Origin of the sequence: Enterobacter bugandensis (assembly GCF_900324475.1) — a bacterium.
Lineage (GTDB): Bacteria > Pseudomonadota > Gammaproteobacteria > Enterobacterales > Enterobacteriaceae > Enterobacter > Enterobacter bugandensis.
The window spans coordinates 3,404,121-3,419,851 of the sequence record NZ_LT992502.1 but is presented as its reverse complement, the minus strand read 5'-3'; the positions used below and the strand labels follow the sequence as shown (position 1 = coordinate 3,419,851).

Sequence of the window (15,731 nt, the reverse complement as noted above, 5' to 3'; positions counted from 1 at the left end):
TTGAGTATGTTTTTCGCCCGGTGGCGTGATGCTTACCGGGCTTTTTATTGAGTAAAAATCGTGAATACACTCGAACACACCATCGGCAACACCCCTCTGGTCAAGCTTCAGCGCATGGGATGTGCCAACGGCAGCGAAATCTGGGTCAAACTCGAAGGCAATAACCCGGCAGGGTCGGTGAAAGACCGCGCGGCGCTGTCGATGATTGTCCAGGCCGAGAAACGCGGTGAAATTAAGCCAGGCGATGTGCTGATTGAAGCCACCAGCGGCAACACCGGTATCGCGCTGGCAATGATTGCGGCGCTGAAAGGCTACCGCATGAAGCTGCTGATGCCGGACAACATGAGCCAGGAGCGCCGCGCCGCGATGCGCGCCTACGGGGCCGAGCTGATTCTGGTAACCAAAGAGCAGGGGATGGAAGGGGCGCGAGACTTAGCGTTAGCGATGGCCGAGCGCGGAGAAGGTAAACTGCTCGATCAGTTCAATAACCCGGACAACCCGTACGCGCACTACACCACCACCGGGCCGGAAATCTGGCAGCAAACCGGCGGGCGCATCACCCATTTTGTCTCCAGCATGGGCACCACCGGCACCATTATCGGCGTGTCCCGTTTTTTGCGCGAGCAGGAGAAACCGGTCACCATTGTTGGTCTGCAGCCGGAAGAGGGGAGCAGCATTCCGGGCATTCGCCGCTGGCCTGCGGAGTATATGCCGGGCATTTTTAATGCGCAGCTGGTGGATCGGGTGCTGGATATTCATCAGCGCGAGGCGGAGAATACCATGCGTGAACTGGCCGTGCGTGAAGGCATCTTCTGCGGGGTCAGCTCGGGGGGCGCGGTAGCGGGGGCGTTGCGCGTGGCGCAGGCAAACCCCGGTGCGGTCGTGGTGGCGATTATCTGCGATCGCGGCGATCGCTATTTGTCTACCGGCGTCTTTGGTGAAGAGAGTTATTCGCAGGGGGCGGGGATTTAAGCGTCATGGAGATGATTCTATTCCGGGATAACACCCGGGCGCAGCAAACCGACATTGTCGCGGTGCAGTCGCAGGTGGTTTACGGCAGCGTGGGGAACAGCATTGCTGTGCCGAACATTCGAACCCACAGGCTGAACGTGACCGCCGTGCCGACGGTGCTGTTTAGCAACACGCCGCATTACGACACCTTCTACGGCGGGGTGATCCCCGACGAGTGGTTCAGCGGCTACCTGAAGGCGCTGGAAGAGCGCGAGATCCTGCGCGAGCTTAAAGCGGTCACTACCGGCTATATGGGCAGCGCCAGCCAGATCGCGCTGCTGGCGCAGTGGCTGAGGGCGGTCAAAGCGCAGCATCCTGAGCTGCTGGTGCTGGTCGACCCGGTTATCGGCGATATCGACAGCGGAATGTACGTGAAGCCGGATATCCCGGAAGCGTACCGGGAACACCTGCTGCCGCTGGCGCAGGGGATTACGCCAAACGTCTATGAACTGGAAGTGTTAAGCGGTAAGCCGTGCCGGACGCCGGAAAGCGCTATTGCCGCCGCGCAGGGGTTGCTTTCTGACACTCTGAAATGGGTGGCGATCACCAGCGCGCCGGTCGCCGACGACCCGCAAAACATCCACGTGGTGCTGGTGACGCGTGAGGGCGTGACCGTCAGCGCTCATCCCCGCGTAGAAACCGATCTGAAAGGGACGGGGGATCTGTTCTGTTCAGAACTGGTGAGCGGAATTGTTGAGGGGAAAACCGTTGCTGATGCCATTCGCATGGCCGGGGATCGGGTGACTGATGTGATGCTTTATACCCAGTCGAAAGGCTACGACGAGCTTATCCTCCCTGCATAAACAAAAATGGCGCCCGAAGGCGCCATTTTTCTGTGCGGCAAGAATTACTTCTTGATGCGGATAACCGGGGTTTCGCCCACGGTGACGCTGCCAGACAGTTTGATCAGTTCTTTGATTTCGTCCATGTTGGAGATAACAACCGGCGTCAGGGTAGACTTGGCTTTTTCTTCCAGCAGTGGCAGATCGAATTCAATCACCGGGTCGCCAACTTTAACACGCTGGCCTTCTTCCGCGATACGCTTGAAGCCTTCGCCTTTCAGTTCAACGGTGTCGATACCGAAGTGAACGAACAGTTCGATACCGCTATCAGATTCGATAGAGAACGCATGGTTGGTTTCAAAAATTTTACCGATGGTGCCGTCAACTGGAGCAACCATTTTGTTGCCAGTTGGTTTGATAGCAATGCCATCACCAACGATTTTCTCAGCAAACACTACATCCGGCACGTCTTCGATGTTGACGATCTCGCCGGAGAGCGGAGCAACAATCTCAATAGTTCCGGAGTCTTTCTTATCATCAGAAACCAGAGATTTCAGTTTATCGAACAAACCCATGATCTTCTCCTAAGCAGTAATTTGGGCCGCATCTCGTGGATTAGCAGATTGTTTTTTCTTCAATGAACTTGTTAACCAGCGTCATTAACTCGTCCGTTGTCGGTTGAGCAAGAGCCTGCTCTGCTAACACCTTCGCATCTTCGAAGTTCGTGTTACGGATAATCTTCTTAATGCGCGGGATGGAAATGGCGCTCATAGAGAATTCGTCCAGACCCATACCCAGCAACAGAAGTGTAGCACGTTCGTCGCCTGCAAGCTCACCACACATGCCAGTCCATTTACCTTCTGCATGAGAAGCATCAATAACTTGCTTGATCAAGTTCAGTACGGACGGTGACATTGGCTGGTAGAGATGTGAAATCATATCATTACCACGGTCAACTGCCAGGGTGTACTGCGTTAAATCATTGGTGCCGATACTAAAGAAATCAACTTCTTTGGCTAAATGACGCGCAATGGTCGCCGCCGCTGGTGTTTCCACCATCACGCCGATCTCAATTGACTCGTCAAATGCTTTACCTTCGTCGCGCAGTTCCTGTTTGTAGATTTCGATCTCTTTCTTCAGTGCACGCACTTCTTCAACAGAGATGATCATCGGGAACATGATGCGCAGCTTACCGAAAGCGGAGGCACGCAGGATAGCGCGAACCTGGTCACGCAGGATCTCTTTACGATCCATCGCGATACGCACGGCACGCCAGCCCAGGAACGGGTTCTCTTCTTTCGGGAAGTTCATGTACGGCAGCTCTTTGTCGCCACCGATGTCCATGGTACGGACGATAACCGCCTGTGAGCCACACGCTTCTGCGACGGCTTTATACGCAGCAAACTGCTCTTCTTCCGTTGGCAGCGCGTCGCGGTCCATGAACAGGAATTCTGTACGATAGAGACCAACACCTTCCGCACCGTTGCGCTCAGCGCCATCAACGTCGCGTACGGTACCGATGTTTGCGCACACTTCTACCTGATGGCCGTCCAGGGTGATGGCTGGCAGGTCTTTCAGCTTAGCGAGTTCCGCTTTTTCAGTCGCAACCTGCTCCTGAACCGCGCGCAGTTTTTCGATCTCTTCGTTAGTTGGGTTGACGTAAACCAGATTGTTTACGGCATCCAGAATCAGATAGTCGCCGTTTTTCACCTGAGAGGTGACGCTACCGGTGCCCACGATCGCAGGCAGTTCCAGAGAACGCGCCATGATTGAGGTGTGGGAGGTACGGCCACCCGCGTCGGTGATGAAACCAAGGACCTTTTTCAGGTTCAGCTGTGCGGTTTCAGACGGGGTGAGGTCAGCGGCAACCAGGATCACTTCATCCTGAATCGCGCTCAGGTCGATAATGGCCAGGCCCAGGATGTTGCGCAGCAGGCGCTTACCGATGTCACGTACGTCAGCCGCACGCTCTTTCAGGTATTCATCATCCAGCTCTTCCAGGGCAGTTGCCTGACCTTCGATAACTTCATGCGCAGCCGCGTCGGCCGTCATGCCTTTATCTTTAATCAGGGCTATGATTTCCTGCTCCAGCTCCTCATCTTCGAGCAGCATGATGTGCCCTTCGAAGATGGCTTCTTTTTCTTCACCGAAAGTTTCGCCAGCTTTAGTTTTGATCGCTTCCAGTTGCGCAGATGCCTTGGCACGACCGCTCAGAAAACGTTCAACTTCCTGATCAACCTTGTCGGCAGAAATTTTTTTCCGGTCGATGACGATCTCGTCTTCTTTCAGCAGCAGTGCTTTGCCGAAAGCGATACCCGGGGATGCTAAAATGCCTGAAATCATAACCCTACCTTACTTGTGACTGATATTTAAAAGAACCCGGAAACTTACTCGAGCTCAGCCATCAGTTTAACCAGATGCTCAACTGCTTTCTGCTCGTCTTCACCTTCAGCAGAGATGGTAACAACGGTGCCCTGAGTCAGGCCCAGAGTCTGCAGTTTGAACAGGCTTTTTGCGCTAGCGCTTTTGCCGTTGGAAGTTACAGTGATTTCAGAAGTGAAGCCTTTCGCTTCTTTAACAAACTGAGCAGCAGGGCGGGTGTGCAGACCGTTCGGAGCGGTAATGGTAACTTCTTGCTGGAACATTGTATTTCCCCAACTTATAGGTTTAGTGTTGTGGAACTAAAGTCTAGCCTGGCGGCTTAACTTTAGCCTGTATTGTTAGCGCTGACGTTTCAATCGTCATTAAACATTATGCAGCGAAAGGAAGACTTGAACCAAATCATAAAATCGATTCAGCAAGGGTATTTCGTTCACTGATTAATTTCACGCTTCAAAATAATTGCTGGTTTAAATACCAGACACATCGGGGTGAAGCAATGCCAGGAGGGTCAAAAGTTTGAAGCAGGCCACAAAAAAGCACCCGAAAAGGTGCTTTTTTACGCGTTATTAACATACTGGCACTACTGTTGCAGCTCTTTTTCCGTGAACAGATCGGCAAACAGTGCGGTGCTCAAGTAACGCTCACCCGAGGAAGGAAGGATAACCACAATATTCTTATTGGTAAAGGCTTCATCTTCCTGAAGTTTGAGCGCTGCCGCAACGGCCGCACCGGAAGAGATACCCGCCAGAATGCCTTCTTCATCCATCAGACGACGCGCGGTAGAGATGGCCTCTTCGTTCGTGATGGCAACGACTTTATCGATCAGCTTCAGATCCAGGTTACCCGGAATGAAGCCCGCGCCGATGCCCTGAATTTTATGCGGGCCAGGCTTGAGCTCTTCGCCCGCCAGCGCCTGAGCGATAACCGGGGAGTCGGTAGGTTCAACGGCAACGGTAATCAGCTCTTTTTTACCTTTTGTGCCTTTAATATAGCGAGACACGCCGGTCAGCGTGCCGCCGGTGCCGACGCCGGAGATAAATACGTCAACCTGGCCGTCAGTATCTTCCCAGATTTCCGGGCCGGTGGTCTTCTCGTGAATTTCAGGGTTAGCCGGGTTGCTGAACTGCTGCAGCAGAAGATATTTCGCCGGATCGCTGGCCACGATCTCTTCCGCTTTCTGAATGGCACCTTTCATGCCCTTCGCGCCTTCGGTCAGGACCAGGTTCGCCCCCAGCGCTTTGAGCAGTTTGCGACGTTCGATGCTCATGGTTTCCGGCATGGTCAGGGTCAGCTTGTAGCCGCGTGCGGCAGCAACATAGGCCAGAGCGATACCGGTGTTACCGCTGGTCGGTTCCACCAGCTCAACGCCTGGCTTCAGCACGCCGCGTTTTTCAGCATCCCAAATCATGTTTGCACCGATGCGGCATTTTACGCTGAAGCTCGGGTTGCGTGATTCGACCTTCGCCAGAATGCGTCCATTACCGATACGGTTCAGTCGAACCAGGGGCGTATGACCGATAGTCAGCGAGTTGTCTTCATAAATCTTACTCATGGCCTGTCCTTAACTGTATGAAATTGGGATACCGACCCAGCATACCTGCTAAGCAGGTAGGGGGAAGTAAGGAATTCGCATATCTATATACTGCAAGGAAATAATGGGGATCAGTATGGAATAAGGGGCGGCATAAGCCACCCCTGCTTTACACATTTTTGCATTATTTCCATAACGCGTGCTTAGCACGATAACAGTCCACCCACATCGCCGTCGCGCCGCAAACCGCAACCGGCATGATGAACAAATTAAGGAAGGGAATCATGGTGAACAGGCTGGTCAGCGCGCCGAACTGCATATTGGCGACCTTCCGGGTGCGCAGAGCGGTGCGCATCGCTTTAAACGGCACCTTGTGGTTATCGAACGGATAGTCGCAGTACTGGATGGCCAGCATCCAGGCGCTGAACAGAAACCACAGCACCGGCGCAACCGTCTGGCCAATGCCGGGGACAAAGTAGAGGGCAAGCAGTACAACCGCGCGGGGGAGGTACCAGGCAAACTTCTGCCACTCGCGCTTCATAATGCGCGGGATATCTTTCACGATCCCCAGCACGCCCGTGTCCGGTGGCGTCGCGCCGGTAAGCCGCGCCTCCAGCTGTTCCGCCAGCAGGCCGTTAAACGGCGCGGCTATCCAGTTCGCGATCGTTGAGAATAAATAGCCGAATACCAGCAGCACGGAGATGACCGCCACCGGCCAGAGCAGGTAGTTAAGCCACTGCAGCCAGTCCGGCACGTAGCTCATCAGCGACGGGATCCAGCTTTCGAGCTTTGTGAACAGCCACCAGAACGCGCCGCCCATCAGAATAATGTTGATCAGCAGCGGCAGAATGACGAAGCGACGGATACCTGGCAGTGAAACCAGCTTCCAGCCCTGAGAAAAATACCAGACGCCGCTGCGCGGGGGAGAAGACGATGTTGAAACCATAACCAGGCTGTACTCCTTTTTTCACAACCAGTGGAATTGCCCGCCTATATTATCCACTTGCGGACCAATGACCAGTTCGGAAATGTTCGAAAAACCAGCAAAAAGCACGATTTACTTCATCTTTATGCTGCGAATGCTCTGCACACACTTGCACTTGACGTAAACGGCAAATACTCTTAGTGAATAAATGTTTGCCGTGGTGGCAAGGTGTTAGAACAACAGAGAATATAATGATGCAGGATTTGCGTCTGATATTAATCATTGTTGGCGCGATCGCCATAATCGCTTTACTGGTACATGGTTTCTGGACCAGCCGTAAAGAGCGTTCCTCGATGTTTCGCGATCGCCCACTGAAGCGCATGAAGTCCAGTCGTGATGATGATGACACTGAAGATGACATCACCGGTAGCGACGACGACGGCGTGGGTGAAGTTCGTGTTCATCGGGTCAATACTGCGCCCGGCGCGGCTCATGGGGAGCATGAAGCCCCCCGCGCTCCGCAGCACCAGTATCAACCGCCGTATGCCTCTGCCCAGCCGCGCCAGCCAGCGCCGCAGCCAGTGGAAGAACCTGTACGTCAGCCGCCGCAACCGCCTGTCCAACAGCAGCCCGCTGCGCCACAGCCGGTTCAACAGCAACCTGTGCAGCAGCCCGTGCAACAGCAACCTGTGCACCAGCCGCAGCAGCCTGTTCATGTACAGCCTGCGCCGCAGCCCGCTCCGGCTCCGCACGTTGAGCCAGAGCCGGTCGCTGAGCCTGAACCGGTTGTTGAAAAGCCGCAGCGTAAAGAAGCGGTGATCATCATGAACGTGGCCGCGCATCACGGCAGCCATCTCAACGGTGACGTGTTGCTCAACAGTATTCAACAGGCAGGTTTCAAGTTTGGCGATATGAACATTTTCCATCGCCATCTGAGCCCTGACGGTAGTGGTCCGGCGCTGTTTAGCCTGGCCAATATGGTCAACCCAGGCACCTTTGACCCGGAAATGACCGGTGATTTCGTGACGCCGGGTGTCACTATCTTTATGCAGGTGCCGTCCTACGGCGACGAGTTGCAAAACTTCAAGCTGATGCTGCAGTCCGCTCAGCACATCGCTGATGAAGTGGGTGGTGTGGTGCTTGACGATCAGCGTCGAATGATGACCCCGCAGAAGCTGCGCGAGTATCAGGACCGCATCCGCGAAGTGAAGGAAGCCAACGCGTAATTGTCGCGTTTACTTCAACTCCTCCTCAACCCCCGCCTGTCGGGGGTTTTTTCTCATTGATGGTGCGATATGGACTCAATCGAACAACAACTCACTGAACTGCGAACCACGCTTCGCCATCATGAATATCTCTATCATGTTATGGACGCACCGGAAGTGCCTGATGCGGAGTATGACCGGCTGATGCGCGAGCTGCGCGAGCTGGAGGCGCAGCACCCGGAACTGATTACGCCAGATTCTCCGACCCAGCGCGTCGGCGCCGAGCCGCTGGGGGCTTTCAGCCAGGTGCGTCACGAAGTGCCGATGCTGTCGCTGGACAACGTCTTTGATGAAGAGAGCTTCCTCGCGTTTAACAAGCGCGTGCAGGACCGTCTGAAAAGCAGCGATTCCCTCACCTGGTGCTGCGAGCTGAAGCTCGACGGCCTGGCGGTCAGCCTTCTCTATGAAAACGGCGTGCTGGTTCGTGCCGCCACGCGTGGCGACGGTACGACGGGTGAAGACATCACCACTAACGTGCGAACCATCCGCGCGATCCCGCTGAAGCTGCAGGGAGACAACATTCCCGCGCGTCTGGAAGTGCGCGGCGAGGTGTTCCTGCCGCAGGCGGGATTCGAGAAAATTAACGAAGAGGCGCGTCGCACCGGCGGGAAAGTGTTTGCTAACCCCCGTAACGCGGCGGCAGGCTCTCTGCGCCAGCTTGACCCGCGCATCACCGCGAAGCGACCGCTTACTTTCTTCTGCTACGGCGTCGGTATTCTGGAAGGTGGTGAGTTACCGGATACGCACCTCGGGCGTCTACTGCAGTTTAAAGCCTGGGGCCTGCCGGTGAGCAACCGCGTTCAGCTCTGCGACTCGCCGGAAGCGGTGCTGGCGTTCTACCACAAAGTGGAAGAGGACCGTCCGACGCTCGGCTTTGATATCGATGGCGTTGTCATCAAGGTCAATTCGCTGGCGCTGCAGGAGCAGCTGGGCTTTGTGGCGCGTGCGCCGCGCTGGGCGGTGGCGTTTAAATTCCCTGCTCAGGAGCAGATGACCTTCGTTCGCGACGTGGAGTTTCAGGTGGGACGTACGGGCGCTATTACCCCGGTCGCTCGACTGGAGCCGGTGCAGGTCGCAGGCGTGCTGGTGAGTAACGCTACGCTGCACAACGCCGATGAAATCGAACGCCTCGGCCTGCGCATCGGTGACAAAGTGGTGATTCGCCGCGCGGGCGATGTTATCCCGCAGGTGGTGAACGTTGTTGAGTCAGAACGTCCTGATGATACGCGCGAGGTCGTTTTCCCGACCCACTGCCCGGTATGCGGCTCTGACGTAGAGCGTGTGGAAGGCGAAGCGGTGGCCCGCTGTACGGGCGGCCTGATCTGCGGCGCACAGCGTAAAGAGTCGCTTAAGCACTTTGTTTCCCGTCGCGCAATGGACGTTGACGGCATGGGCGACAAGATTATCGATCAGCTGGTTGAGAAAGAGTATGTCCATACGCCAGCGGATCTGTTCAGGCTCACGGCGGGCAAACTGACCGGTCTGGATCGCATGGGGCCGAAGTCAGCTCAGAACGTGGTTAACGCGCTGGAAGCAGCGAAAGAGACGACCTTCGCCCGCTTCCTGTACGCGCTGGGCATTCGTGAAGTCGGCGAAGCGACGGCGGCAGGTTTAGCCGCGTACTTTGGTACGCTGGAGGCGCTGGAAAAGGCAAGCATCGAGGAGCTGCAGAAAGTGCCGGACGTCGGCATCGTCGTCGCCACGCACGTCTTTAACTTCTTTGCCGAAGAGAGCAACCGCGAGGTCATCGGCAAGCTGCTGGAAGAGGGCATTAAATGGCCCGCGCCGGTGGTGGTCAACGCCGAAGAAATTGATAGTCCATTTGCCGGTAAAACCGTGGTGCTAACCGGTAGCCTTAGCCAGCTTTCACGCGACGATGCAAAAGCGCGTCTGGTGGCGCTGGGGGCCAAAGTGGCGGGCAGCGTGTCGAAGAAAACCGACCTGGTGATTGCCGGCGAAGCTGCGGGTTCGAAGCTGGCGAAAGCCCAGGAGCTCGGCATTGAGGTTATCGACGAAGCGGAAATGATGCGCCTGTTAGGAGAGTAACGTGGAGAAAGAGCAGCTCGTTGAGATCGCCAATACGGAAATGCCGTTCGGTAAATATAAGGGCCGCAGGCTGATCGATTTGCCGGAGGAGTACCTGCTGTGGTTCGCCCGCAAGGACGAGTTCCCCGCCGGGCGCCTGGGCGAGCTGATGGCTATCACGTTACTGATCAAAACCGAGGGGCTGACCCAACTGGTGCAGCCCCTGAAGCGTCCTTAAGCCTTCGCGGCGCGGGTTTCTTCCTGCGCCAGCTTTTCCGTCTGGCGCTTGTAGCGACGCGCCAGCACCGCGCAGACCATCAGCTGGATCTGATGGAAAATCATCAGCGGCAGCACCATCATCCCGATCACCGAGGTGGGGAACAGAATGTTCGCCATCGGGATGCCGTTCGCCAGGCTCTTTTTGGAGCCGCAGAAGACGATGGTGATCTCATCGGCTTTGCTGAAGCCGCATTTGCGCGCCACAAAAACGTTCACCGCAATGACAATTGCCAGCAGAACGAGGCTGACCACCACGATAAACAGCAGCGAGCCTGCACCCACCTTATGCCAGATCCCGTTTACGACCGCTTCGCTGAAGGCGGAATAGACCACCAGCAGAATCGAAGACTGGTCGGTTTTGGAGATCCATTTCTTATGCTTCGCCACGAACGCCCCGGTCCACGGACGTGAGAGATGGCCCAGGACAAACGGCAGCAGCAGTTGCAGGCAGATTTTGCCGACTTGCTCAAGGTTACCTTCCGCGCCGTGCATGTTCATCAGCAGGCCCACCAGCAGCGGGGAGACGAAAATCCCTAACAGGCTGGATGCCGATGCGGAGCAGACCGCGGCTGCAACGTTCCCTCCGGCAAGAGAGGTAAAGGCAATGGCAGACTGCACGGTGGCCGGGAGAATACAGAGATACAGGAAACCGGTGTAGAGCGCCGGATCGACGTTAACCGGTGCCCACCAGGCAAACAGCACCCCGAGGATCGGGAACAAAATAAACGTGCTGCACATCACCCAGAGGTGCAGTCGCCAGTGGCTACCGCCAGCGATAATCGCTTCGCGGGAGAGCTTTGCGCCGTGCATAAAGAACAGCAGTGCGATGGCGGCTGTCGTCAGTCCCTCAAAAAAAGGGACGAAACCGCCGCGAGCAGGGAAGAACGAGGCCAGTAAAACGGTAGCCACCAGGGTGAGCGTAAACGGATCAAGAATACGAAATAGTTTCATAATGACTCCTGAAAACAGATGTCGCTATTGTGCTTTTTTCCATTTGAGAAATAAAATTGATTTATTGCATCCATTCATGAATTAAACAGATGAATTATTCCCTACGCCAGCTTCGCATTTTCGTCACCGTCGCTCATGCCCGCAGCTTTAGCCGGGCAGGGGAGATGATCGGCCTGAGCCAGTCGGCGGTCAGCCACAGCGTGAAAGAGCTGGAAAACCAGACCGGCGTTAGGTTGCTTGATCGCACCACGCGCGAAGTGGTCCTGACCGAAGCCGGGCAGCAGCTGGCCCTGCGTCTTGAACGGCTGCTTGATGAGCTGAACAGCACGCTCAGAGACGTGGGGAGGCTGGGGCAGCAGCTGTCGGGCACCGTGCGGGTTGCGGCCAGCCAGACGATATCCGCGCACCTTATCCCGCAATGTATTGCCGAGGGAAACCATCGCTATCCTGATATTGATTTTGTCCTGCATGACAGACCGCAGCAGTGGGTGCTGGAGAGCATCCGCCAGGGGGATGTGGATTTTGGTATTGTGATCGATCCTGGCCAGGTGAGCGATCTGGAATGCGAAAGCGTTCTTTCTGAGCCTTTTTTGCTGCTCTGCCGTGACGACGACCCGCTGGCAGCGTTGCTTGAGGTCAGCTGGCAGTCCCTGCAGGGGGCGAACCTGGTTTTACAGGATTATGCCTCAGGCAGCCGCCCGCTGATTGATTCCGCGCTGGTGAATCAGGGCGTTAAGGCAACGATCGTGCAGGAGATTGGTCATCCGGCCACGCTGTTTCCGATGGTGGAAGCCGGAATTGGCATCAGCGTGTTGCCCGCTCTGGCGCTTCCCCTGCCGCAGGGAAGCCAGCTGGCGGTGAAGCGGCTGACGCCCGTTGTCGAACGAAAGCTGATGCTGGTGCGGCGAAAAAATCGTTCGCTCTCGGGTGCGGCGCAGGCCATCTGGGAAGTGGTGCGTATCCAGGCACAACGATTAACCGAGGCCCGCATACGCGATCCACTGTTTAACGCATCAGACGATTAGATGTAGATATCAATCTGATTAGTGTCTGACGGGCTATTCACGCCTTCTACTTTGCCCAGTTTTTGATCCTGCTTCTTCTGAGCTTCTTCGGCCTGCTGGCGCTGCAGTGCGGCGAGCTGCGCCTGCAGCACTTTGATCTGGGTCTGAATCAGTTCCTGCTGCTTCTTCTTCTCATCTGCACTGCCGGGGCTGTTTGCCAGCTCTTTTAACTGCTGGGTCAGCTTTTTGATCTTGTCGAGAATGCGGGTGATTTGCGCAGAAGATATCGTTACTGCTCGAAGAGCCACTCGCGCCGCTGGTTTGAATCTGTTGGGTTGAAGCCTGAATGGTCGTCATACTTTTTCCTCGCGTTATAAAACAGAGGTATCGGCACCGACGGGATTAGCTTGAGGAAAATGCGGCAGGTTCACATTTTTATATCGCAGATAGCAAAAAAGCGCCTTTAGGGCGCTTTTTTACATTGGTGGGTCGTGCAGGATGACTCGCTTCGCTCGCCCTTCGGGCCGTCGCCGTAAACGGCTCCGGTGCCTCACTGCGTTCGGCTCGAACCTGCTGCAGGTTCGAATCATCCAGATCGCAGATAGCAAAAAAGCGCCTTTAGGGCGCTTTTTTACATTGGTGGGTCGTGCAGGATTCGAACCTGCGACCAATTGATTAAAAGTCAACTGCTCTACCAACTGAGCTAACGACCCAAAATGGTGGGCGATGACGGGCTCGAACCGCCGACCCCCTCCGTGTAAAGGAGATGCTCTACCAACTGAGCTAATCGCCCATTTCGGAACTGCTTTGATAAGGTGAGAATGGTGGGCGATGACGGGCTCGAACCGCCGACCCCCTCCGTGTAAAGGAGATGCTCTACCAACTGAGCTAATCGCCCAATCTCAATTCTTATCTACACTGCGAGTCTACCGAAGTAGATGGTGGGTGATGACGGGCTCGAACCGCCGACCCCCTCCGTGTAAAGGAGATGCTCTACCAACTGAGCTAATCACCCCCGCTGTGTGGAGTCCGCATTATAGGGAGAGTTGAAAATGAGTCAACGCATTTTCTAAAGTTTTTATTCGTTCGTCGTAAAATTAAACAAAACGATCGCAAAACGGGCGGTGGCGCATGATTTCTAAACAAAAACAGCAAACTCCGCCACGATAAAGGGATCGACATTGAGGAATCCCCCCACAGTGATAGAATATTGCCCATCGTTTTTTCCCCGGGATTTGCCGATTGCCGGCATCTTTATAACGTAAGGCCATTTCATGAAAATCAAAACTCGCTTCGCGCCGAGCCCGACAGGCTATCTGCACGTCGGTGGTGCTCGTACTGCTCTCTATTCCTGGCTTTTTGCACGCCACAACCAAGGTGAGTTCGTGCTGCGTATAGAAGATACCGATCTTGAGCGCTCCACGCCGGAAGCAATTGAAGCCATTATGGATGGTATGAACTGGCTGAACCTGCAGTGGGATGAAGGCCCGTATTTCCAGACCAAACGTTTTGACCGCTATAACGCTGTTATTGATGAGATGCTGGTCGCGGGCACGGCGTATAAGTGCTACTGCTCCAAAGAGCGTCTGGATGCGCTGCGTGAAGAGCAGATGGCGAACGGTGAGAAACCGCGCTATGACGGCCGCTGCCGCCACGACCACAGCGAGCATGCCGCTGATGAGCCATGCGTGGTGCGTTTTGCTAACCCGCAGGATGGCTCGGTGATTTTCGACGACCAGATCCGTGGCCCGATCGAATTCAGCAACCAGGAGCTGGACGATCTGATCATACGCCGTACCGACGGTTCCCCAACCTATAACTTCTGCGTCGTGGTTGATGACTGGGATATGGAAATTACCCACGTTATCCGTGGTGAAGACCATATCAACAATACCCCACGCCAGATCAACATCCTGAAAGCGCTGAATGCACCTGTTCCGGTCTATGCGCACGTCTCCATGATCAACGGCGACGACGGTAAAAAGCTGTCTAAACGTCACGGTGCGGTCAGCGTCATGCAGTATCGCGACGACGGCTATCTGCCGGAAGCGCTGCTGAACTATCTGGTGCGTCTGGGCTGGGCTCACGGCGACCAGGAGATCTTCAGCCGCGAAGAGATGATCGAACTGTTCTCTCTGAGCTCTGTGAGCAAATCTGCCAGCGCATTTAACACCGACAAGCTGCTGTGGCTCAACCATCACTACATCAATACCATGCCGCCGGAATATGTGGCGACTTACCTGCAGTGGCACATTGAGCAGGCAAACATTGATACCCGCACTGGCCCTGAGCTGGCGGACCTGGTAAAACTGCTCGGCGAGCGCTGCAAAACGCTGAAAGAAATTGCCGAAAGCTGCCGCTACTTCTATGAAGAGTTTGATGAGTTCGACGCTGACGCCGCGAAGAAGCACCTCCGCCCGGTTGCGCGTCAGCCGCTGGAAGTGGTGCGCGACAAGCTGGCTGCGCTCACCGAGTGGACCGCTGAAAATGTGCATCACGCCATTCAGGCGACCGCAGACGAACTGGAAGTGGGCATGGGCAAAGTCGGTATGCCGCTGCGCGTTGCGGTGACCGGCGCGGGTCAGTCTCCGGCGCTGGACGTGACTGTCCATGCCATCGGCAAGTCACGCAGCGTGGCGCGCATCAACAAGGCGCTGGATTTTATTGCAGAACGTGAAAATCAGCAGTAATTAAGCCATCTATAAGAAAAACGGCAGGGTATCCTGCCGTTTTTTTTTGCCTTTTATTCGGCAATACCCAGACGAGCAAGAAAACCGCGTATTCCTTCGCGCTTCAGTAAGGTATCCAGACGCTGCTGTTCAAGCTCAGTCATACTCTCCAGCGTTTCGATAATGCCCGGACGCAGACGTGAAGGCTGTCCATTGTAGGATGAGGCCACCTCAGCCAGATGATAAACCGCCTGACGGTTACGGATAGCCGGGAGGCTCATAATATGCTCCTTCACGCGTGCATCAACGTGAATGAGCCGCGCCCGACCGCCTTTTACGCCATTGAGTCCTTCGGTTTTCCACCCCTGCTGCCGTATCCAGCGATTTACCGTTTGTCTGGCAACACCCAAATTCTCCGCCAGCTCTTCCGTGGTCATTTTGCTACGTAGTCTTTTCATATTAATTCTGGTCGCGAATCCCTAAACGTTGCAACAAACCGGTAATCCCTTCCCGCAATAGCAGCGATGTCATCTGCTTCTGCTCTTCCGGCGTCATTTCATTGGCCAGCGTCAGGAGTAGGGTATGCAGCGAACCGTCAGTGCTAATGCCCTCAGGCATAGCGGATGTTTCCGTTGCCCGGCGTGCGCTGCGGATAAAGTCACGCACCTTTTCGTTCACATGCACCAGACGCGCTTTACCCCCCTGGACACCGGGCTTAGGCGACGTTATCCAACCCTCTTTGCGTACCCATTTATTGATGGTCTGTCGGCTATAGCCAGTGAGCAGGGCTAACTCTTCCGGCGTCATTCGTTCCTTGATCATGCAATTTCCTGAATATTCGTGGGGTTAATTAACGGCTCATTTTATAGCACCGTTTTACGTGAAAACGTGACAGGCTTAACTCATG

At 55.2% G+C, this 15,731-nt stretch carries 15 protein-coding genes, 4 tRNA genes, 1 other RNA gene and 1 pseudogene; 7 read left to right on the top strand and 14 right to left on the bottom strand.

Features of this window, described 5'->3' with window-relative positions; translation table 11 throughout:
* Positions 1-60 precede the first annotated feature (60 nt).
* On the top strand, positions 61-972 hold the full coding sequence (gene cysM, locus DG357_RS16510; RefSeq protein WP_088205023.1) for a cysteine synthase CysM: 912 nt from the start codon (positions 61-63) through the stop codon (positions 970-972).
* A 5-nt stretch (positions 973-977) separates the two neighbouring features.
* The gene (gene pdxK / locus DG357_RS16505; protein ID WP_088205022.1) at positions 978-1,814 is read left to right on the top strand and encodes a pyridoxine/pyridoxal/pyridoxamine kinase; all 837 of its coding nucleotides are present in this window, start codon (positions 978-980) and stop codon (positions 1,812-1,814) included.
* Positions 1,815-1,858: 44 nt separating this feature from the next.
* Here pdxK and crr read toward each other — a convergent pair whose 3' ends face one another.
* From crr to cysZ, 5 genes are all read right to left on the bottom strand, one after another.
* Entirely contained in the window at positions 1,859-2,368 is a 510-nt protein-coding gene (gene crr / locus DG357_RS16500; protein WP_003861316.1) for a PTS glucose transporter subunit IIA, read from the bottom strand.
* A 40-nt stretch (positions 2,369-2,408) separates the two neighbouring features.
* Positions 2,409-4,136, bottom strand: a complete 1,728-nt coding sequence (ptsI, locus tag DG357_RS16495; protein WP_008501604.1) for a phosphoenolpyruvate-protein phosphotransferase PtsI — start codon at positions 4,134-4,136, stop codon at positions 2,409-2,411.
* Positions 4,137-4,180: 44 nt separating this feature from the next.
* Positions 4,181-4,438 carry a phosphocarrier protein Hpr gene (ptsH, locus tag DG357_RS16490; protein ID WP_000487600.1) on the bottom strand — a complete coding sequence of 86 codons (258 nt, stop codon included), beginning with the start codon at positions 4,436-4,438 and terminating at the stop codon, positions 4,181-4,183.
* Positions 4,439-4,755: 317 nt separating this feature from the next.
* Positions 4,756-5,727, bottom strand: a complete 972-nt coding sequence (gene cysK, locus DG357_RS16475; RefSeq protein WP_028013996.1) for a cysteine synthase A — start codon at positions 5,725-5,727, stop codon at positions 4,756-4,758.
* A gap of 163 nt (positions 5,728-5,890) precedes the next feature.
* Entirely contained in the window at positions 5,891-6,652 is a 762-nt protein-coding gene (gene cysZ / locus DG357_RS16470) for a sulfate transporter CysZ (RefSeq protein WP_028013995.1), read from the bottom strand.
* A 230-nt stretch (positions 6,653-6,882) separates the two neighbouring features.
* Here cysZ and zipA point away from each other — a divergent pair, with 230 nt between their 5' ends.
* The 3 genes from zipA (at position 6,883) to DG357_RS16455 (ending at position 10,159) form a co-directional block, all read left to right on the top strand.
* Positions 6,883-7,857, top strand: a complete 975-nt coding sequence (gene zipA / locus DG357_RS16465; RefSeq protein WP_088205020.1) for a cell division protein ZipA — start codon at positions 6,883-6,885, stop codon at positions 7,855-7,857.
* A gap of 69 nt (positions 7,858-7,926) precedes the next feature.
* Positions 7,927-9,942, top strand: coding sequence for an NAD-dependent DNA ligase LigA (gene ligA / locus DG357_RS16460; protein WP_063437031.1), 2,016 nt, complete (start codon positions 7,927-7,929; stop codon positions 9,940-9,942).
* 1 nt (position 9,943) lies between these two features.
* Complete coding sequence (locus tag DG357_RS16455) at positions 9,944-10,159, top strand: DUF3820 family protein (RefSeq protein WP_003861328.1); 216 nt, start codon at positions 9,944-9,946, stop codon at positions 10,157-10,159.
* Here the strand turns inward: DG357_RS16455 and DG357_RS16450 are convergent.
* On the bottom strand, positions 10,156-11,151 hold the full coding sequence (locus DG357_RS16450) for a bile acid:sodium symporter family protein (protein WP_041908807.1): 996 nt from the start codon (positions 11,149-11,151) through the stop codon (positions 10,156-10,158). The genes DG357_RS16455 and DG357_RS16450 overlap by 4 nt on opposite strands.
* Before the next feature lie 89 nt (positions 11,152-11,240).
* Between DG357_RS16450 and DG357_RS16445 the strand changes: the two genes are divergently transcribed.
* Positions 11,241-12,176: a LysR family transcriptional regulator gene (locus DG357_RS16445; protein WP_041908810.1), complete on the top strand. Its 936-nt coding sequence runs from the start codon at positions 11,241-11,243 to the stop codon at positions 12,174-12,176.
* Here the strand turns inward: DG357_RS16445 and DG357_RS16440 are convergent.
* The 6 genes and pseudogenes from DG357_RS16440 to DG357_RS16415 all read right to left on the bottom strand — a co-directional run bounded on the left by DG357_RS16440 (position 12,173) and on the right by DG357_RS16415 (position 13,170).
* A pseudogene (locus DG357_RS16440) lies at positions 12,173-12,512 on the bottom strand (FlxA-like family protein). The gene DG357_RS16445 and the pseudogene DG357_RS16440 sit on opposite strands and share 4 nt — an antisense overlap.
* 125 nt (positions 12,513-12,637) lie before the next feature.
* Positions 12,638-12,766: non-coding RNA, RtT sRNA (locus DG357_RS16435), on the bottom strand.
* Positions 12,767-12,792: 26 nt separating this feature from the next.
* Positions 12,793-12,868: transfer RNA gene (locus tag DG357_RS16430), tRNA-Lys, on the bottom strand.
* A gap of 4 nt (positions 12,869-12,872) precedes the next feature.
* Positions 12,873-12,948 (bottom strand) — tRNA-Val (locus DG357_RS16425).
* A 29-nt stretch (positions 12,949-12,977) separates the two neighbouring features.
* Positions 12,978-13,053 (bottom strand) — tRNA-Val (locus DG357_RS16420).
* A 41-nt stretch (positions 13,054-13,094) separates the two neighbouring features.
* A tRNA-Val gene (locus tag DG357_RS16415) sits at positions 13,095-13,170 on the bottom strand.
* A gap of 259 nt (positions 13,171-13,429) precedes the next feature.
* Between DG357_RS16415 and gltX the strand changes: the two genes are divergently transcribed.
* A complete protein-coding gene (gltX, locus tag DG357_RS16410; protein ID WP_045631029.1) occupies positions 13,430-14,845 on the top strand; it encodes a glutamate--tRNA ligase in 1,416 nt (471 codons plus the stop codon).
* 53 nt (positions 14,846-14,898) lie between these two features.
* Here gltX and DG357_RS16405 read toward each other — a convergent pair whose 3' ends face one another.
* Both DG357_RS16405 and DG357_RS16400 read right to left on the bottom strand, forming a co-directional pair.
* Complete coding sequence (locus DG357_RS16405) at positions 14,899-15,282, bottom strand: YfeC-like transcriptional regulator (protein ID WP_088204737.1); 384 nt, start codon at positions 15,280-15,282, stop codon at positions 14,899-14,901.
* Position 15,283: 1 nt separating this feature from the next.
* The gene (locus tag DG357_RS16400; RefSeq protein ID WP_088204738.1) at positions 15,284-15,646 is read right to left on the bottom strand and encodes a YfeC-like transcriptional regulator; all 363 of its coding nucleotides are present in this window, start codon (positions 15,644-15,646) and stop codon (positions 15,284-15,286) included.
* Positions 15,647-15,731: the final 85 nt, after the last annotated feature.

Bases quoted from the DNA above. Each gene is read 5' to 3' on its own strand.
- DG357_RS16405 (WP_088204737.1), bottom strand. From the start codon at position 15,282: ATGAAAAGACTACGTAGCAAAATGACCACGGAAGAGCTGGCGGAGAAT.
- zipA (WP_088205020.1), top strand. From the start codon at position 6,883: ATGATGCAGGATTTGCGTCTGATATTAATCATTGTTGGCGCGATCGCC.
- cysZ (WP_028013995.1), bottom strand. From the start codon at position 6,652: ATGGTTTCAACATCGTCTTCTCCCCCGCGCAGCGGCGTCTGGTATTTT.
- gltX (WP_045631029.1), top strand. From the start codon at position 13,430: ATGAAAATCAAAACTCGCTTCGCGCCGAGCCCGACAGGCTATCTGCAC.
- ptsH (WP_000487600.1), bottom strand. From the start codon at position 4,438: ATGTTCCAGCAAGAAGTTACCATTACCGCTCCGAACGGTCTGCACACC.
- crr (WP_003861316.1), bottom strand. From the start codon at position 2,368: ATGGGTTTGTTCGATAAACTGAAATCTCTGGTTTCTGATGATAAGAAA.
- DG357_RS16450 (WP_041908807.1), bottom strand. From the start codon at position 11,151: ATGAAACTATTTCGTATTCTTGATCCGTTTACGCTCACCCTGGTGGCT.
- DG357_RS16400 (WP_088204738.1), bottom strand. From the start codon at position 15,646: ATGATCAAGGAACGAATGACGCCGGAAGAGTTAGCCCTGCTCACTGGC.
- cysK (WP_028013996.1), bottom strand. From the start codon at position 5,727: ATGAGTAAGATTTATGAAGACAACTCGCTGACTATCGGTCATACGCCC.
- DG357_RS16445 (WP_041908810.1), top strand. From the start codon at position 11,241: ATGAATTATTCCCTACGCCAGCTTCGCATTTTCGTCACCGTCGCTCAT.
- pdxK (WP_088205022.1), top strand. From the start codon at position 978: ATGGAGATGATTCTATTCCGGGATAACACCCGGGCGCAGCAAACCGAC.
- ptsI (WP_008501604.1), bottom strand. From the start codon at position 4,136: ATGATTTCAGGCATTTTAGCATCCCCGGGTATCGCTTTCGGCAAAGCA.
- ligA (WP_063437031.1), top strand. From the start codon at position 7,927: ATGGACTCAATCGAACAACAACTCACTGAACTGCGAACCACGCTTCGC.